General features: G+C 42.7%; 16 protein-coding genes. 13 read left to right on the top strand and 3 right to left on the bottom strand.

Annotated elements, in window-relative coordinates; translation table 11 throughout:
- Positions 1 to 226 precede the first annotated feature (226 nt).
- Positions 227 to 2,773: a TonB-dependent receptor gene (locus BM386_RS00240; RefSeq protein WP_091691068.1), complete on the bottom strand. Its 2,547-nt coding sequence runs from the start codon at positions 2,771 to 2,773 to the stop codon at positions 227 to 229.
- A 246-nt stretch (positions 2,774 to 3,019) separates the two neighbouring features.
- Here BM386_RS00240 and BM386_RS00245 point away from each other — a divergent pair, with 246 nt between their 5' ends.
- The 10 genes from BM386_RS00245 (at position 3,020) to BM386_RS00285 (ending at position 10,491) form a co-directional block, all read left to right on the top strand.
- Positions 3,020 to 3,424, top strand: coding sequence for an RrF2 family transcriptional regulator (locus tag BM386_RS00245; RefSeq protein ID WP_091691069.1), 405 nt, complete (start codon positions 3,020 to 3,022; stop codon positions 3,422 to 3,424).
- Between the two features lie 147 nt (positions 3,425 to 3,571).
- Complete coding sequence (locus BM386_RS23770; RefSeq protein WP_211482864.1) at positions 3,572 to 3,718, top strand: hypothetical protein; 147 nt, start codon at positions 3,572 to 3,574, stop codon at positions 3,716 to 3,718.
- A 3-nt stretch (positions 3,719 to 3,721) separates the two neighbouring features.
- On the top strand, positions 3,722 to 3,946 hold the full coding sequence (locus tag BM386_RS23775; RefSeq protein ID WP_211482865.1) for a hypothetical protein: 225 nt from the start codon (positions 3,722 to 3,724) through the stop codon (positions 3,944 to 3,946).
- Between the two features lie 270 nt (positions 3,947 to 4,216).
- On the top strand, positions 4,217 to 4,798 hold the full coding sequence (locus BM386_RS00255) for a Crp/Fnr family transcriptional regulator (RefSeq protein WP_091691070.1): 582 nt from the start codon (positions 4,217 to 4,219) through the stop codon (positions 4,796 to 4,798).
- Between the two features lie 427 nt (positions 4,799 to 5,225).
- Positions 5,226 to 6,047, top strand: a complete 822-nt coding sequence (locus tag BM386_RS00260; RefSeq protein ID WP_091691071.1) for an alpha/beta fold hydrolase — start codon at positions 5,226 to 5,228, stop codon at positions 6,045 to 6,047.
- A gap of 103 nt (positions 6,048 to 6,150) precedes the next feature.
- Positions 6,151 to 7,056: an alpha/beta fold hydrolase gene (locus tag BM386_RS00265; protein ID WP_091691893.1), complete on the top strand. Its 906-nt coding sequence runs from the start codon at positions 6,151 to 6,153 to the stop codon at positions 7,054 to 7,056.
- Between the two features lie 66 nt (positions 7,057 to 7,122).
- Entirely contained in the window at positions 7,123 to 7,440 is a 318-nt protein-coding gene (locus BM386_RS00270) for a hypothetical protein (protein WP_091691072.1), read from the top strand.
- Between the two features lie 138 nt (positions 7,441 to 7,578).
- On the top strand, positions 7,579 to 8,406 hold the full coding sequence (locus BM386_RS00275; protein WP_091691073.1) for a helix-turn-helix domain-containing protein: 828 nt from the start codon (positions 7,579 to 7,581) through the stop codon (positions 8,404 to 8,406).
- Between the two features lie 144 nt (positions 8,407 to 8,550).
- A complete protein-coding gene (locus tag BM386_RS00280; protein ID WP_091691074.1) occupies positions 8,551 to 9,471 on the top strand; it encodes a DMT family transporter in 921 nt (306 codons plus the stop codon).
- Between the two features lie 102 nt (positions 9,472 to 9,573).
- Positions 9,574 to 10,491 (top strand): hypothetical protein, encoded by a 918-nt coding sequence (locus tag BM386_RS00285; RefSeq protein WP_244545418.1) that lies wholly within the window; start codon positions 9,574 to 9,576, stop codon positions 10,489 to 10,491.
- Between the two features lie 246 nt (positions 10,492 to 10,737).
- Here the strand turns inward: BM386_RS00285 and BM386_RS00290 are convergent, their stop codons facing one another.
- Positions 10,738 to 12,075: a PhoPQ-activated pathogenicity-related family protein gene (locus BM386_RS00290; RefSeq protein WP_244545419.1), complete on the bottom strand. Its 1,338-nt coding sequence runs from the start codon at positions 12,073 to 12,075 to the stop codon at positions 10,738 to 10,740.
- Between the two features lie 133 nt (positions 12,076 to 12,208).
- Here BM386_RS00290 and BM386_RS00295 point away from each other — a divergent pair, with 133 nt between their 5' ends.
- From BM386_RS00295 to BM386_RS00305, 3 genes are all read left to right on the top strand, one after another.
- Positions 12,209 to 13,531, top strand: coding sequence for a purple acid phosphatase family protein (locus BM386_RS00295; protein ID WP_091691076.1), 1,323 nt, complete (start codon positions 12,209 to 12,211; stop codon positions 13,529 to 13,531).
- On the top strand, positions 13,528 to 14,382 hold the full coding sequence (locus tag BM386_RS00300) for a glycerophosphodiester phosphodiesterase family protein (RefSeq protein ID WP_091691077.1): 855 nt from the start codon (positions 13,528 to 13,530) through the stop codon (positions 14,380 to 14,382). Before BM386_RS00295 ends, BM386_RS00300 begins: the two co-directional genes overlap by 4 nt.
- 116 nt (positions 14,383 to 14,498) lie before the next feature.
- A complete protein-coding gene (locus BM386_RS00305) occupies positions 14,499 to 15,065 on the top strand; it encodes an RNA polymerase sigma factor (protein ID WP_091691078.1) in 567 nt (188 codons plus the stop codon).
- A gap of 251 nt (positions 15,066 to 15,316) precedes the next feature.
- Here the strand turns inward: BM386_RS00305 and BM386_RS00310 are convergent, their stop codons facing one another.
- A complete protein-coding gene (locus BM386_RS00310; RefSeq protein ID WP_091691895.1) occupies positions 15,317 to 16,957 on the bottom strand; it encodes a SusD/RagB family nutrient-binding outer membrane lipoprotein in 1,641 nt (546 codons plus the stop codon).
- Positions 16,958 to 16,969: the final 12 nt, after the last annotated feature.

Consider the following 16,969-nt stretch of genomic DNA (forward strand, 5'->3'; position numbering starts at 1 on the left):
AAAACAGAGTACCGCAAGGAGTTTGGCTTTTCGCAAGTTTTTCCTTTATTCCCATTTTCAAATTTCATCTACAAAGTGATGGTTCCTTTCTATCCAAATCTGCTCTTGGTGAAAAAGTGATCCCTGCTGATGGGGGGGTATACAGTTGGTATCTATAAAAGTTAAAATCCCGGAAACCTTAGAGTTAGGTTCCGGGATTTTTTTCAGTGCGGTTGGTTGGATTTTCTTAGAATTGATACCTCAGCGTGATGCCATAGGTGACAGGATCTCCCAGCACTGCTGCGTACAAGCCGGTACTTCCTGAAGCTGGAAGCAACTGCTCATAATAGTCTTTATTGAGTAGGTTCCGTGTCCAGATAAAAGCAGACAATCCATTTGAATTACGAAATCCCGTTCTCGCATTGACCAGACCGTAACCGGGCACATTCAGGAATTCCGATGGAGAAGGGCTAGAGGAAAATTCTGACCTGAAATAGGAGTCAGCGCCTAGGAAGAAATTGGACTGCTGGTCAAAGAATTTTGTAGGGATTGTAAATTCAGCTCCAAGAGAGCCTGCCCATTTGGATATGCCCGGTAGTCTTTCCCCTGAAATTTCCTTGAACGTAATCTCTCCGCCCACTTCCTCCAAGGGAACAGGTGCGTTAGTGAATGATTCATAGATGCCGTCGGTGTAGGCCACCGAGCCTGTAATGGTGAAATTCCGGGAAAGGCGGACATTGCCGTCGATTTCCACTCCCATCACCCGTACCTCTTCGGCATTGGAAAGATAGCCCCTGTTCACCCCTGGTTCAGGGGTCTGTACCAAGGTCTGAAAATCTTCGATTGAGGTGTGGTAGGCTGACACATTAAAGTTTGTTCCCTTAGTAGGGCTTGCTTTGAGACCCAGTTCAAAATGGGTTACATACTCTGGCTTAACCGTTGCCAATTCGGTCAGGGGCTCACCGTTTTCTGTCGGTAATCCTCCCAGATTGACCCCAACGGGCTTATAGCTTGTGGATGCAGTGGCATAGGTGCTCAATTTCTCTGTTGGACGGTAGGCGAGCGTCACCTGTCCGGAAAAGTTCTGCTCTGATACATCTACCTGAAAGCTTTGTGGGGAATAGACACGGGCTTTTAGAGCAAGAAGTTCGGGATCGTCAGTTTGGAGTCCTCCATAGGTGGTCCGGTTATAATCCACATCTTTTTTATCGTAATTGAAGCGTATCCCGGGGAGAAGACTTAATTTTTCTGTAATTGACCAGTCAAGTTGTCCAAAGACCGCTGCACTGCTTGATTTTAGCTGGCTGGTAGTTCGGATTCCATACCCATCCAAAAGCCCAGGCGTCTGCCAAAGCGGGTCTTGGTTGTTCTGCAGAAACCGCCATGCTGAAGCCCCTGTTTCTTCTGAGTGGAAAGGATCGGTCTCTAGGTTTTGTCCAAGGAAGTAGATGCCTGCGACACCACTGAGCTTATCTGAAAAGTCTCCTGCGTAGCGGATTTCCTGTGAAAACTGGTCATGCCTGGAAGGAGCCTGGGAGAGTGTCTGAACGGGTAATCCGGTAAAGTCTCTGTCATTGGAAGGTCCCCAGATCCAATACCTCCATGCGGTGGTGGAAGTCAATGTTCCATTTCCCAGTTCGTAATCTATGTTTACCGAAATGCCTCCCAGGTCATTTTTTGATCTCCAGGGCGTATCATGGTCTATTAGCCTGTCAAAGGCGTTGGTACTTGGAAGACTGTAATTCAAATCTTTGATAATGGTATCAAACTGTCTGAACTCGGGTCTTTGGGTGGTGACCACGCCTGCCGGAACCTGCGCATACCCGTCGGGACGCTGGAAGCTGGCATCACCTGCCAGGATTATCTCCAGCTTGCTGGATGGATTGTAGAGGAGTTGTCCTCTAAAGCCAAGATTGTTAATATCATTGATGAACTTGCCTGAGTTAACATGCTCAATTGTACCATTTCGCTGAGTACCGGAAAATGAAAGTCGTGCAGCGAGTGATTTGGAGAGCGGCCCGGTAATCGATGCCTTCGCTTGGATAAAGCCCAGGTTTCCATAGCTAAGCTCAACTTTGCCTCCTGGGGTAAATTCCGGGATTTTAGTGGTGATGTTGAATGCACCTGCAGTGGTGTTCTTTCCGAAAAGAGTACCCTGAGGTCCACGTAACACCTCAATCTGCTCCACATCTATAAAATCTAGTGTGGTAGCAGCAGGCCGGGCATAATAAACTCCATCCACATAAAAGCCTACTCCCGGATCTATTCCGTCGTTGGTCAACCCGAAGGTGGAACCAAGGCCTCTGATGTTTAAGGTGGTGTTACGTGGGTTGGAAGAGTAGAGCTGGACGGTAGGGATCAGTTCTTTAATCCTGTTTACATTAAATGCACCTGCATCGGCAATCCTTGGGCCGCCCACCACGGCAATCGGTATGGGCACTTTCTGCACAGCTTCGGTTCTTCTTCTGGCAGTGATCAGCACCTCAGCCAATTCCGCATCATTTTCCAGTGTAATGGAAAGTGGGTTTACCGGTTCAGCTTTCAGTGGAAGTAGAAATTCCTTAAATCCTACAAAATTCACTTTGAGTGTGACAGGAAACCTGGCTGGTAATGCTAAGGAGAATTCTCCCTGCTCACCGGTGATGGTGAACTTGTCCGTTCCCTTAATATTCACGGTGGCACCGATCAGCGGAAGTTTATCCTGGTCTAGTACTATTCCTGTTAGAGTTGCCTGAGCTTTGACCACATGTTGCCAAATCAATAGGGTGAGTGTTAATGCAATTACTTTTTTCATGATGTTATATTTTGAGACATTAAAACAATTATACCTATTAATCCTATCTAATTGGTAGGAATAATAGGTAAATGTAATTTTTGTTTTTTTATAAACTTTAAAATGCTTTGAAATTATTTTTTGACTCTATTTTCAAACAGGTAACTAAGGATAGTTGATATATTCTGTTAAATGGTGACAGCAGGTCTTCTATCATATTTTTGGCTAGGACTAAAATTTTGTACTTTGGGTCGATTTTAGAATGATATGATATCAAAACGAGCAAAATACGCCATCAAGACGATTCTTTTTATTAATGATCATCCTGAATTGGCACCCATGTCTGCCAAATTAATATCAGAAAAAGAACATATCCCCTATAAGTTTTTGGAGAACATTTTGCGAGACCTTAAATCCCACCAGTTGGTAAAAAGTGTACGGGGGGCTGAAGGAGGTTATACCCTTGGAAAGGATCCAGAGGGTATTTCAATCGCCCAAATAATGAGGATCGTTGATGGTCCCATTGCTTTAATTCCTTGTGTATCGGAACGGTATTATGAACCTTGTTCGGAATGTGAAGATGAAGAGACTTGCCGTATCCGTAAGTTATTTAATGAGTTGAGAACTGAGATGTTGCCTGTGTTGGAAAGGTCGATTACAACGTTGAAATAAGATTTCTTTTTTTTGGGTTTTTAATACTGCGAAGTTTATTCAAATAAAGGTATTTGGGGAAATACGCGTCTAGAGATGCTAGTTCATTGTTGCTGAATTGTTGCCTAAGCAATCTGCAATGCAATTTTCTTAGAAAATTGGGCTATTATGCAAGACAGGAGAAATTTATCTGTTAACAGCGCAGACACTTCCATCAGCAAATCTAAACAGTTGGAATCAGCTGTTCCAACTTCCACCATATCCTCTCTTTCATCAGGAGAATTTGTCGGGATGGTAGCCGATAACCCAGATTAAAAAATGGCTTTAAAAGCTTTTCATTCCGAGATTATCAATGACAACAATGCCCTCAAAAAGGAGCAAGGAAACTATGTGCCTATCCCTGAAATCCGAAAGTTGGATCATGCTATTGTGCAGAGAAACTACCTGCAGACCAAGCAGGATGTGCGGGATATTATCCTTTTTGAAATGGATAGGCTGGTGAATGATCCGGCGAAGAGGCATTTGGTGATTAGGAAGGGGTGATTTTAAAGTCAATAGTTAATTTGATGGAACTTCTTTTTATGAAAATCAAGACACTCTTTTATCCTCTTTTTTTAAGGATGGCGGTTTTTTTTCAGCAGGTTATTTACAGCCAAAACTTTGAGGGTTTGAGTTGACCTATTTTGAATTAAAAATTGGTTTAAGTTCACACAGCTATCCTTGCTTATCAGGTATATCTGTTGGAATTGTAAACCATAGACTTAGCTTATTTTCCATTCTCAAGCTATCTTTGAAGGATTGATAGCATTTTCGATGGAGTCATTATTTAACTATATAAGAAAACACTCTTCAGTTTTACTTTCAGACGATGATTGTACGGCCATCAAGAGTCATTTTTCTTTTAGAAGGTTAAGGAAAAGACAATATTTTTTACAAGAAGGTGGAGTGTGTAAACATTTTGCTTTCATCGTCAAGGGGGCCTTGCGTCAGTATTATGTGGATGAAAAAGGGGTTGAACGCTTTGTGCAATTGGCTATTGAAAATTGGTGGGTAGGAGACAGGGAAAGCTGGGTGACGCTTGCTCCATCCCGATATACGATTGATGCTTGGGAAGATTCGGAGTTGTTTGTAATTACTAATTCGGATTTATTGAAGTTGATAAAACTAGTCCCCTCAATCATGGAAGTGATGAGAAAAATGGATGAGCGGAATAATATCGCAACTCAAAAGCGAATAACTTCATCTATCAGCTATACCTCTGAAAGACGCTATGCTGATTTTGTAAGTGAATACCCGGAGTTGTTGCAACGCTTCCCGCAACATGTCATTGCTTCTTACATAGGAGTTACGAAAGACACCCTTAGCCGAATACGTAAACAAACTTCTATTAAATAAACGCTCAAAATTTCCCTGTTTGGGTTTTAAGTAAGGAATGATCGTTTAAAACAGTACGAATCGCAGCGGAGTCGAGTGGGCAATTCCTAATTGCTTCATTGATTAAATAGACATTTATCTACACTTTTTATTGTCATTTGTCATCATTTTTCGCTCTGGGACAGCAGTATTTTTGCATAAATAGTCCACAGCTATATAAGTAATCTTGATTGAATTCATACTCCTAACAGAAGGGAAAACATGCAAGCTGCAGTGCTTATTGTCTATTCTTTTGGGATGAAACCCTCTCAGGTTTGAGTTATCCTCCTGTCAATAACCAACTCAGGGGAAAATCTCCAATCCAAAGGGGAATTCATCCATTGTTAGCCTTTTAATATACCGGCAACTTTGCTTCATCAAATCATACTAACCAATAAAAATTATTGTCATGAACAAATTCACAGTAAAGGACGGAACAGAAATTTATTTCAAAGATCTAGGCTCAGGCCAGCCAATATTTTTTCATCACGGATGGCCCTTGTCATCAGACGACTGGGATGCACAAATGATGTTTTTCCTGGCGCATGGTTTTAGAGTTATTGCGCATGACAGGCGTGGTCATGGGCGTTCAACACAAACTTTCAGCGGTAATGACATGGACACCTATGCAGCTGATGTAGCTGAACTGGTAGAGTTTTTAGCCCTTGATCATGTCATTCATATCGGTCATTCTACTGGCGGTGGGGAAGCCATTAGATACGCAGCTCAACATGGCAAGGGCCGCGTTGCTAAAGTGGTTTTAATCAGTGCAATCACTCCGTATATGATTGCAGATGAAAGGAATCCAAATGGTGTCCCATTAGCCGTGTTTGATGATATTCGTCATAATACCCGATACAACAGAGCTCAGTTTTATCAAGACATTACAATTCCATTTTTCGGATATAACCGGGAGGGTGCGCAAATAACCAAAGGCATCCAGGATAATTGGTGGCGTCAGGGTATGATGGGTGGAATTAAAGCCCAATACGACTGCATCAAAGTGTTTTCTGAAACTGATTTCACGGAAGATTTAAAAAGTGTGGAATTCCCAGTTTTGGTTCTTCATGGTGAGGATGATCAAATTGTTCCCTATGCTACTACTGCTGTACCAGCAGCTTCACTGTTACAAAACGGAAAATTGATCACCTATCCTGGTTTCTCCCACGGAATGCCAACCACTGAGGCAGAAACAATCAATAAAGATATCCTGGAATTTATAAACTCTTAACTCCTAAGGTGCTTTGTTAGGCCGAAATCATGCTATGGAAGCTAGATCCTTCCGCTCTAACATTGCAGGACTTATTGTTATCAATTTTTATCAAATCAGAAAAATGAAAAAATCAATTTTAGCACTAGCACTTGCGGTTTCTCTTTTCACTGGCAGCCTTATGGCACAAAGCAAGAGAGTCGATGCTTCGGCAGGGCGAGCAGAATATATTGAGGTCGAAAAAAATGTGAAATTACATATTACTGACCTAGGCGAGGGGCAACCAATCGTTTTGATTCATGGCTGGCCATTAAGTGATGAGATGTATGAATATCAATACCAGTACTTGAGTAGAAAAGGGTTTAGGGTAATTGGTATCACCTTGAGAGGTTTTGGTGAATCAGACAAACCTTATGGAAGGTATGATTTTGAAGTCTTTTCCGACGATATCAAAGTGGTATTGGAAAAGCTAAATATCCAAGATGCAGTTTTGGGTGGATTTTCGATGGGAGGAGCTGTGGTACTGCATTATGTCACTAAATACGATGCGGCACATGTGGGTAAACTTGCGCTTTTTGGAGCTGCGGCTCCATCTTGGAAACAGCGGGAAGGATCTCCCTACGGTATATCCGAAGCAGATGCGGATGGTTTAATTATGCAAACGATGACAGCAAGGGAGGATTTGATCGCAGGACTGGGGAGTGCCTTTGTTGCCAAAGAGGGCACTATTTCTAAAAATGTGGAAAAATGGCTGGAGAACATCAATTTACAGGCTTCTCCCTATGCGGTAACTGAATCAATAAGTGCTTTAAAGGATCTCGATCTACGCCCTGAACTTTCAAAAATAAAAATCCCTACCGCCATATTTCAAGGGACTCAGGACAAGCTATGCCCATATCCTTTTGCTGAAGAGCTTAATAAAGGAATCAAGGATTCCTTTATTGTGCGGTTTGAGAATAGCGGACATGCACTGTTTGTTGAAGAGGCAGAAAAATTCAATACTGAGCTTGAAAAGTTTGCCCTGAACTAATGAGTCTCTCTTTTTTGGAGCTCTGCAGATGGAGCTCCAAGTTTTTCAACCATAAAAACTCACGCCATGTCAAATTTACCAAAGCTTATTGCAAGTTTAATAGAAGCACAAAACAGTTACGATAGTATTAAATTCTCCAATTGTTTTGCTGAAACTGCTATAGTCCATGACGAAGCTCATAAATATATCGGAAGAAATGAAATTAAATCATGGATTGGGGGAGCGAATGATACTTATAAAACCATGATGCGACCTATTGAATATTTGACTGATACGCAGGAACTCAAAGCTGAAATATCCGGAAATTTCCCGGGTAGTCCATTGGTTTTGACTTATCAGTTTGCTTGTAAAGATGAACAGATCCATAGCCTAAGAATTGTTTGATTCCTCAAGTTGAGAACGGGGGTTTTACAGCAGGGATTTGCCCACTGCGAAACTCCTGTTAAACTCTTGAAATACCCCTAGGGTCTATTCTTTTCAATTTCGATTGGCTTAATTAACCAACCATTTTACTTTCCGATAATGATTAAAGAATTCAACTATAAAAAAATTGGCCATCTAGAGCTTAGCATGCTACCCAAAAGCGGGAATGAATTCAAGCCTTATCATGACCACATTAAGCTGTTGTTTTTGCCTATAGGGTATGAGTTGAAGGTTGATTTTCAGGAATATCATTTACAAAGTGACGCTCTTCTCTTTCTCAATCCTAAGGTAATGATCCAAGCCTTGAGCACTATTCACGGAGGGGAACTCATTTTTTTTAACAGGGATTTTTATTGTATTGAAATGCATGACCATGAGGTTTCTTGTGATGGCATTCTCTACAATAATGTATTTGAAGTTCCATTTGTTGAATTGACTCCGGAGCAGTCTGCTGAGGTACAACAGGTCATACAGGAAATAAAAGCAGAAATGTCCCTTCAGGATAGCAGTACAGAGGAAATGTTGCGCATTTTATTGAAAATGGTAATTCTTAAAGCTACACGGATTTGGAAACAGGTTCACCAGTTTACAGAAATACACCAGGATGCAGATGTGCAGTTTTTGCGCAAATTCAGTCAGTTGGTTGAGCAGAATTTTAAAACGCATCATTCGGTTTCAGAATATGCGGATATGTTATTTGTCACACCTAAAAACCTAAGCAAGAAAATAAAACTGCTGAGTAATGAGAGGCTGAATACCATTATCAAAAACAGGATTATTCACGAAAGCAAACGACTTCTTGTTCATACCTCACTCACTGTAAAAGAAATAGCACACCAATTAAATTATGAGGACGTGGCTTATTTTATCCGCTTTTTTTCCAAAAGCACGGGGTTTTCACCTACAGCTTTCAGAAAGAAATTTTAACTAAAGAATGCTTGTCCCTGATGTAGGGTTAAGCGTTTATTGCTGGTTTTTCTGGATTCTACCATTCCATCGTAAAGTCCGAATCAACATCCAACCTCTTAATTAGACGATTTCATATGACAATAGAAAAACAAGTATAAACACATGAAATCCAATAAACGCTATGCACTAATCTTAGGATTACTATCGGCGCTGTTTTTTGCTCTTACGTTTGTCTTGAATAGGGTTATGGCCGTTGGAGGTGGACATTGGATATGGAGCGCTTCATTGCGATATTTCTGGACTACACTATTGTTGTTGGTTTTGGTCCTTTTATCCAAAAAATTCAGACCAGTAATCCTTGCTATTAAAGAAAAACCAGGCCAATGGTTGCTGTGGAGTACCATTGGATTTGGTTTTTTTTATGCACCGCTCACTTTTGCATCCGCTTTTGGTCCATCTTGGCTGATAGCAGGAACCTGGCAAATAACCATTCTTGCCGGAATAGTAGTGGCTCCCTGGTTGCAGCAAACCCAGTCTATAAAACCATTACCCTTTCAAACGATACTGTTTTCACTCATTATTCTCTTGGGGGTAGTACTCATGCAGGCCGGTCATGCCCGGCAGGTTTCTGTGAACAATTTAATCCTAGGCTTTGCCCCGGTCTTGATCGCCGCATTTGCTTACCCCATTGGAAACAGAAAAATGATGGAAGTCACCAATGGAAAACTGGATGCCCTACAGAGAACATTTGGCATGACGCTAGCCAGCCTTCCATTCTGGATTTTACTCTCTATCCTTGGAATTGCATTCAAAAAGTTCCCAACAGCCGCTCAGGTAAGCACCACCTTATGGATTGCTATCTTCTCTGGGGTAATAGCAACGGTATTATTCTTTAAGGCTACTGACAAAGTCCAAAAAGACCAGAAGGCATTGGCTGCAGTTGAAGCTACGCAATCCACCGAAGTGCTGTTTGCATTGGCTGGAGAGCTAATTCTTTTGAATGATACCATACCGGATAGTTATGCGATTTCAGGAGGTTTTCTTGTATTATTGGGTATGATCCTTCATAGTTTGAAAAAGTGACCAGAAAGGGGCTTAATCAGGAGCCTACCTAGCGACATTTTCTCATTTAATCATGCTTTCTGATTTAATTTTGTGGTTATACACCCCGAATCACCCTTCTATATGTTAACAAAGAATAGCAACAAATACATCTTAGCAGCCCTGGCTTTAGTCCTTTTCACCGTAAAGGTTAGCGCTCAGAAAGTCGGAGATGAATTCCGTCTGAATGAAAGAGTTGACTTAACTCCGGATGGAATAATTTCGAATTTTCAGGAAATGGGAATGGATCCAGTGAATCATATACTCACTATTGAAGAGCAGGAAATAGTAGAACAGGCATTCGATGTGCTTCCACCAGTACATCAGGAAATTCTCAAAGAACATCTCCACAGTATTAGTTTTCTTGATAATATGCCTAATACCGCACTCACTTCACCAGTTGGCGATTCAGAGGACACAAAGATGTTTACCATTACTTTTCGTGCAGAAATTCTTCAACAGACCATCTCTGAATGGGCGACCTGGAAAGAACAGGGGAACTATGAACCGAATTCCGATGTCAAAGTAATTGTTGATGCCGGTGACTTAAATGCGATGGTATATATCTTACTTCATGAGGCAACCCATGTGGTCGATGCTGTACTTGGAATCTCCCCAAAGCAGGAGAAGTTAGATTCCCTTTCTACCGCTACAGGATTTACTCTGGATACTTGGTCTTCGATGAATGCCCCAACTCAATCCTATCGAAAAACTATCCTTGAAAAAACACGATTTCGTGGTGGTGGGCCAGTTTCTATGACGCTTGCTCCAGAGGTCTATCAAAGCCTGGCGCAAACACCCTTTGTTTCCTTGTATGGAATGGCTTCATGGTTTGAGGACCTCGCTGAGCTTACTACCATCCATCATTTGACAAACAAATTAGATCAGCCATATCAAATACAGGTAGTCAAACAGGGGGTAGAAGTTTTTCATTTTGAGCCCATGGAAAGTAAAGAAGTGCAGCAAAGAATCTATCATTTGGATTTGTTTTATCGAAATTAGCTGTTATGATAAAGTGCTGATCTTCAGTTGTTTTATTGGGTTTTTTGGGAAGTAGGTTTGCAATGATGGCAGGTGATAAAAGTGAAAGGAAATGAAATTGGGATACTGATATGAAAGCCGATCTATGTAATAGTCAACGGGCGACAATCGGTATAATTCCTTATTGGTTAGACAACTTCACCGTATGAGTTTATTTGATCAGGAAACTGTTCTGGGCTAAGACCTTGGAGTTCTTAATCCATGGAATCACTTCACCAATCCCTGACTGTCTGCTCTAAACATTCTACTGCTTACATAGAAATCTTTCCCCGTAGGCGACTTGAAGTAATACGCAATGTAGAATGCCTTCTGCCCTTTTTGGGGCAGTGAAATTTCATTCTCGGAATTGTATTCCAGCGCCTTTGACTTCCATTTTTCATCCCTGAAATCCTTGTCTTCTACTGATTCAGCTTCCCAGATTTCCACTTTTAACGGGGGCTCGGATGCCTTCAATTGAATGACTAGCTTATTGTGTTTTGGAGAAGCAAATGTGGTAAAAACTTCAGGAAGAGACTTTGCCGCATTCTGATAGGCTACAAAGGCATCTAAGGCCTGAAAAGCTATTTTTCCATCTCCCAGATCATGCCCGACATTGGGAATATAGATCAGGTTATTCTGTCCAGGAATGCTGTCGATGTAGTTTTTAACCGCATCCACAGGCCAGTATGGATCATTTGTCCCGATAAATATCAACTTGGGGACAGTCAGCTTTGCGCGGTAAGAATAGGGATCGACCATCTCCATTGTTGCCTGTCCCATGGCACTGCTTGCCTGTTGGGGAATGCCCAAATCTACGTAATCCTGAATCTCAGGACTGTAATCTGCCCAGGTCTCAATCTGATATTGAAGACTCGTTGGCATATTCAGTACATCGATCACCATAGGGGCAATGGCGGTTACCCTTGGGTCTTGTGATCCTGTGAGCCAGGTAGTCCAGCCTCTTTTGGAGAGTCCGGTGAGTGTAAATGTGTGCACTGGAAAATCCAAAAACCTTTTGCTAAAATCTGAGACAGCATCCATGGCGGATACCGCTGATCTGACCATGGGAAACAATGCCGGCCATTCTAAGTCCCCTGTCTGCTGAAACTGATGAAGGGTATAGGAAATAATCTCATCTTCTGTCTTTCCATCAAAAATGGGTTGGTTGGGCACCTGAAATACAAGGGCTACTAAGCTTTGGTTTTCAGTTGCAATTCTTTGCATATTCTCCACAATAGCATTGTCACGTTCACGCATGACAGGAATACCATTTTCTGTTTTACCACCTCCAATATAAAGCAGGACTTTGTCAGAACTGAGTTGTGCGGGTTTTAGGATCACCAGGCGGTGTTTCCAGATCATGCCCTTCCATTCCTGTGAGGTAAGTTCCAGCTCGTATTGGGTGATTCCTTGATGCAGGATGCTGTCTTTGATTTCAAAATCGAATGCTGGATTGTCTTTTGCCAGAAAATCAGACAAGGGAGTTTTGGTGCTTTGAGCCTGTACGGGCTTCGATGTAATCACCAGCACTAAGAGTGCCAGGACATTAAGAATAATTCTTTTCATCTTCATATAAAGTTAACATGAATCAATGGCCTGAACGTAGGCTATTGAAGTCTTTAGTATGAACAAAAGCTATCGTGAAAATCAACACTCAAAGCTAAGTAAAACTTAGGAAATAGCTATTAAAAAATTGATAATGAGTAAATTAAGTGTCCTAAAACGACTGTTTTTGGTGACGGCTCTGGTATGCCCAACGCTGTCTTATTCCCAGAATACATCATCTCTAAATCCTAATTCGTACCTTCTGCCAAGTCCAAGGCCGGACCGGATTATCCTGAATCTATCTGAAAATCCTTTGAAGGCAATCCATGTGAACTGGCGTACCGATACCACGCGGGTTATTTCTCATCTGGAAGTTGCCCAGGCTACTGCCGGACCTGAATTCCGGGATAAGACGACACAGCTTAAGGCAGTGACCGAAACCCTCGTTTCCCAACAGGATGAGGAGCCAACCATACATGCCAACTACCATCAGGTAAAATTGACTGGATTGAAGGCTGGAACCAGTTATGTGTACCGGGTGGGTGGGGGCGAATTCTGGTCTGAATGGTTCCAGTTTACCATTCCTGAAGACGATAAGGAAGTGAATTTTCTGTATTTCGGTGACGTGCAAAATGAGGTGGTAGCGATGTTCAGCCGGGTTTTTCGTGAAGCAGTCATCAACTTGCCCAAAATGGATTTTACGGTGTATGCAGGTGATCTGGTCAACCATGAAAGTGCAGATTTTGAATGGGGCGGGTGGTTTGGAGCCGGGCAATGGATCCACGCCAGTATCCCTTCTATGATGACTCCAGGCAATCATGAGTTTTCCAAAAATCCTGCTACCCTTACCCCACACTGGAATGCCCAGTTCAACTTGCCTACCAACGGGCCCAAAGGACTGGAGGAGACTACCTATGAAGTAAATTTCCCGGAGCTCAAAATCATTTCACTCGATGGAGAGCAGATCGATGAATCCCCGGAGTACAGAAAAGCACAGATGGATTGGTTGAGAGCAGTCCTGACTGATAATCCCCGGAAATGGACTGTGATCACGTTTCATTATCCGGTATATGCCACTCACCCAAATCGATACCACGATAAGATGATCGATTATATCCGGCCGATTTTACAGGAGTTCAAGGTGGATCTGGCAATACAGGGGCATGACCATGCCTATGCCCGGGGCAGGGCTTTTGATGAAAAGGGGAAGTTGGATTACGGAAAAGGTACCGTCTATGTGGTATCCGTGGGCGGGCCGAAAATGTATGAGGTCAAAACAGATGAGTGGATGGAGCGAAAAGCTTACGGCACCCAGACCTATCAGTGGATCAAGGTAAAGGATAATATACTCAGCTTTAAAACCTACACTGCGCTTGGTGAACTATATGATTCCTTTGAGATTCATAAAAATCCCCAAGGCGAAAATACCCTTGTTAACAACATTCCCAGCTCCCCAGAAAGACTTCAGAAGAAATGAAAAATAAGACAAATACCCCCGTAATTGTGAGTAGAGTTGTACTGACTGTACTCTTATTATTTTTTGCAGCCCTAGATGCATTTTCACAGGTTGAGCAAATCCGGGATAAACTGCTGAATACAGATGAACTACTGGTCGTAGCACACCGTTCGGCACATCATAGCTACCCCGAAAATAGCCTTCAAGCCATACAGGAAGCGATAGATCTGGGAGTGGATCTAGTCGAAATCGACGTCCGGGTAACCACAGACGGCATTGTATATCTGATGCATGACCAGACCATAGACCGAACGACCACGGGCTCAGGGGACATAGAAAAAATGAGCAGCGCTGAGCTCCAGAATGTGACCTTGGTTTTAGAAGGTAAAGATTCCGGATTAGCTATCCCCACACTAGCCGAAGCGCTGGCTTTGACCAAGGGTAAAATCATGGTGGATTTGGATATGAAAACTGATAAAGTAGAGGAAGTGATGACAGTGGTAAAAGAAATGGATGTGCTGGATGAAGTCATTTTTTTTGATTCGGAATGGCAAGTCCTAGGGGAAATAAGAGCCAAGCTACCAGAAGCGTTCTTGATGCCCAGACTATACAAAACCAATGAAATAAGAAAGGCTTACAGAAAGCTGGCTCCTGTGGTTGTCCATATTGACCCGGGATTCAATACACCTAAAACTATGCTTAAGGCGCAAAAATTCGGACTACGGACCTGGATCAATTCTTTGGGATCACTGGATGATGAACTTCGGGTAAATCCCCATTCGCCACTATCACAGAAGCTGCTAGAATATGGTGCATCCATGGTTCAGACAGACCTGCCGGAACTTTGGGTTAAGCTCAGGGATGAAAGGTAACCGTAGGCTTGAAAAAAAGGAAGTAGTCTTGCCATCTTGTTTACTTCACCCATTCTTAATACTGGCTTAAATACTTTGGGTAGGATATTCGATAAATTCGGTTTTAAGTCAAACCCATGAAATCTATACTATTTGGAAGGTCCCATCGCATAGAAGTCATTGACGAAAAGTCTTTTTCCAAGCTTTATGAAAAGTTTTGGAATGCTGCCGTGGAGTTGGTGATAAAGCTGGTAAAGGATAGGGAGGAAGCGGAGAATATTGCACAGGATGTCTTCATCCAGCTTTGGGAAAAGAGAGACAATCTTCATAAGATCGATGATGTACAGAACTTCCTGTTTATATGCCTGAGGAATAAAGCCTTTGACCGGCTTAAAGAACTTAAGAAAACCGAGCAGGGAACCGAAGAACTCTGGCAGAAAATCCAGGATCAACCCCATGAAAAAGATAGCCTAGAGCAGCAGGGGTTGAATTTTGAAAAGCTGGAAAAAGCCCTATCCGAATTGTCTGAACACAAGCAGCGAATCGTAACCCTGAAATACGGTAAAAACCAATCCTATGATGAAATTGCAGAGACATTAAATATCTCTGCCAATACCGTCAAAAACCACCTGGTTCAGATCAAAAAACGACTTCGGTCAGAATTGGTCAACGGTCTGATACTGATGTTTTACTTTTTATTTTGAGCGTTACGCTTCTTTAATTTTCAATTTTTTAGTCTTCCGCGACTATCCCGTGATAGTTTCTTGCGAATGCAAGCAGGGTTTAGTGAACATTTATTCTCCAATCCTTTTTAGTGCGCTTTGTGGGTTTCTTTAGCCCTTTAAGAGCTAAGTTTCAAGAAAAAAAACAGGCTGCACCCAAGGGAATGGGGCAGCCTGTGCTTTGTCAAATAGACTCGAATATTACCCGGAAACCATAAATCCGGGCAATGGGCTTACCATGGTTTTCCGGTGCCCTGTAGCAACCAGAACTTGGACCATGCACTGTTTTTGTCATCAGCTTGGGAAAACTGGGTAGTTTCCAGGCGGCTTACTGCTTCATTGGCATTTTTCTCATTGATGGTCAATTCATCCTGCATGTAATAAAAGCGGATGGGAAGAACACTTCTTACTGCTGCGGGTCCTGCCACTAGCTCTGGATAGCCCGTTCTTCTATAGTCAAACCAGGATTCTGTGGAAGCTGTCCACGCTGCAATCCATTTTTGGGTCATGACCTGCTCCAGACTATTGTTAAAAGCAGCTTCTCCAGTGATGTATTCTTCAAAATCATTTTCCAAGTCCCAGGCCTCAAAGGATGCTTTTACACCGGCTTCATAATGATCTTTTGCAGATCCTGCATTCACCAATCCGGATAGCGTAGCTTCAGCTAAAATGAAGTGAACTTCGGCCGCACTCAGCAGTCTAGCCTTCAGTAATGGTCCTGAAGGAGCAGTGTATCGTTCATTGATAAAGGATACGTGGGGATTGTAAGATTGCTGTCCCGGAGTGGGATTGAGGTTGTACTCACTTGGTATATTGGAAACTGCAGGTGGAATGCCTACATACTCAGGGTCGGTGTCCACTGTTTTTTCTGCAGCTATATCGGCATCTATGTATCGCTTTCCGTTTATGATTTCATCTGTACCGGCAGGTAAGCTCTCATCTAGGACGATCGGCACCTGTACTTTTTCAGCCCATACTGAAATTCTGTTGTCATTCAGGGATTGGAGCACCTCTACCAATGTTGCACACATTTTTATCCTGCGGTAATTGCTGCCATTGGAACCGTCAAATTCTGTATTGGAAGGCCAGGAATTGGCTGAAGTGCCACCTGGGAAAGCGATGGCCGCATCATCCGAAGCAACCGTAATGATTGGGTAGCGAGACGCATCATTCAGGATTTCCTGCATTCCCTGACTGGCCATCTCTGGCATTTTCTCGGATATCCTCAGGTAAAGTCTCAAGCGGAGAGAATTGGCAAATTGTCTCCACTTCAGCACATTTCCTCCAAAAAGGATATCCTGAGGAGTAGCCTCAAATGTGCCTAAGGCTGCCAGCAGGTCATTCGCCTCTTTTAGTTCGGCAATCACTCCTTCATAGATCTCTTGCTGTGAGTCAAAGGCAGGCAGGAGAAATTGTTCCCCTCCCTGATCTCCACTTACCGCGTCCGCATAAGGGGCATCACCCCATAAGTCCGCAATTCTGGCAAAGTGGTAGGCATCCATCACTTTTGCTACCCCCACATAAAAGGGAAGTTCCAAAGCTTCAGCCCGCTGTTCCATCATTTTGATGTCTTCTAGGATGCTGTAGTTGGCAGTCCAGCTCTGGTTACTCCATTCATAATTGTTATGACCTGTAAACCATGCATCTTTTTGCGTATGCTGCATTACTCCCGCTATATCTCCAAAACCCAGATTCACCTCTGAGGTAGCGGTGTTGGAAAGAATGGTAGTCAGCAAAAGGTTGGGGTGCACAGCCGTGGATTCCACCCCGTTTGGATTGATATTGGTTTCTGTCAAATCCACGCATGCTGTCATGGATCCTGAGAGGATTAATCCTATAGCAAAAGCATTGATATGTTTGATGTGTTTTTTCATTTTAGGAATTAT

The organism is Algoriphagus locisalis (assembly GCF_900116615.1).
GTDB lineage: Bacteria > Bacteroidota > Bacteroidia > Cytophagales > Cyclobacteriaceae > Algoriphagus > Algoriphagus locisalis.

Coding starts and splice junctions, on each gene's coding strand:
- BM386_RS00240 (WP_091691068.1), bottom strand. CDS start 2,773: ATGAAAAAAGTAATTGCATTAACACTCACCCTATTGATTTGGCAACAT.
- BM386_RS00245 (WP_091691069.1), top strand. CDS start 3,020: ATGATATCAAAACGAGCAAAATACGCCATCAAGACGATTCTTTTTATT.
- BM386_RS23770 (WP_211482864.1), top strand. CDS start 3,572: ATGCAAGACAGGAGAAATTTATCTGTTAACAGCGCAGACACTTCCATC.
- BM386_RS23775 (WP_211482865.1), top strand. CDS start 3,722: ATGGCTTTAAAAGCTTTTCATTCCGAGATTATCAATGACAACAATGCC.
- BM386_RS00255 (WP_091691070.1), top strand. CDS start 4,217: ATGGAGTCATTATTTAACTATATAAGAAAACACTCTTCAGTTTTACTT.
- BM386_RS00260 (WP_091691071.1), top strand. CDS start 5,226: ATGAACAAATTCACAGTAAAGGACGGAACAGAAATTTATTTCAAAGAT.
- BM386_RS00265 (WP_091691893.1), top strand. CDS start 6,151: ATGAAAAAATCAATTTTAGCACTAGCACTTGCGGTTTCTCTTTTCACT.
- BM386_RS00270 (WP_091691072.1), top strand. CDS start 7,123: ATGTCAAATTTACCAAAGCTTATTGCAAGTTTAATAGAAGCACAAAAC.
- BM386_RS00275 (WP_091691073.1), top strand. CDS start 7,579: ATGATTAAAGAATTCAACTATAAAAAAATTGGCCATCTAGAGCTTAGC.
- BM386_RS00280 (WP_091691074.1), top strand. CDS start 8,551: ATGAAATCCAATAAACGCTATGCACTAATCTTAGGATTACTATCGGCG.
- BM386_RS00285 (WP_244545418.1), top strand. CDS start 9,574: ATGTTAACAAAGAATAGCAACAAATACATCTTAGCAGCCCTGGCTTTA.
- BM386_RS00290 (WP_244545419.1), bottom strand. CDS start 12,075: ATGAAAAGAATTATTCTTAATGTCCTGGCACTCTTAGTGCTGGTGATT.
- BM386_RS00295 (WP_091691076.1), top strand. CDS start 12,209: ATGAGTAAATTAAGTGTCCTAAAACGACTGTTTTTGGTGACGGCTCTG.
- BM386_RS00300 (WP_091691077.1), top strand. CDS start 13,528: ATGAAAAATAAGACAAATACCCCCGTAATTGTGAGTAGAGTTGTACTG.
- BM386_RS00305 (WP_091691078.1), top strand. CDS start 14,499: ATGAAATCTATACTATTTGGAAGGTCCCATCGCATAGAAGTCATTGAC.
- BM386_RS00310 (WP_091691895.1), bottom strand. CDS start 16,957: ATGAAAAAACACATCAAACATATCAATGCTTTTGCTATAGGATTAATC.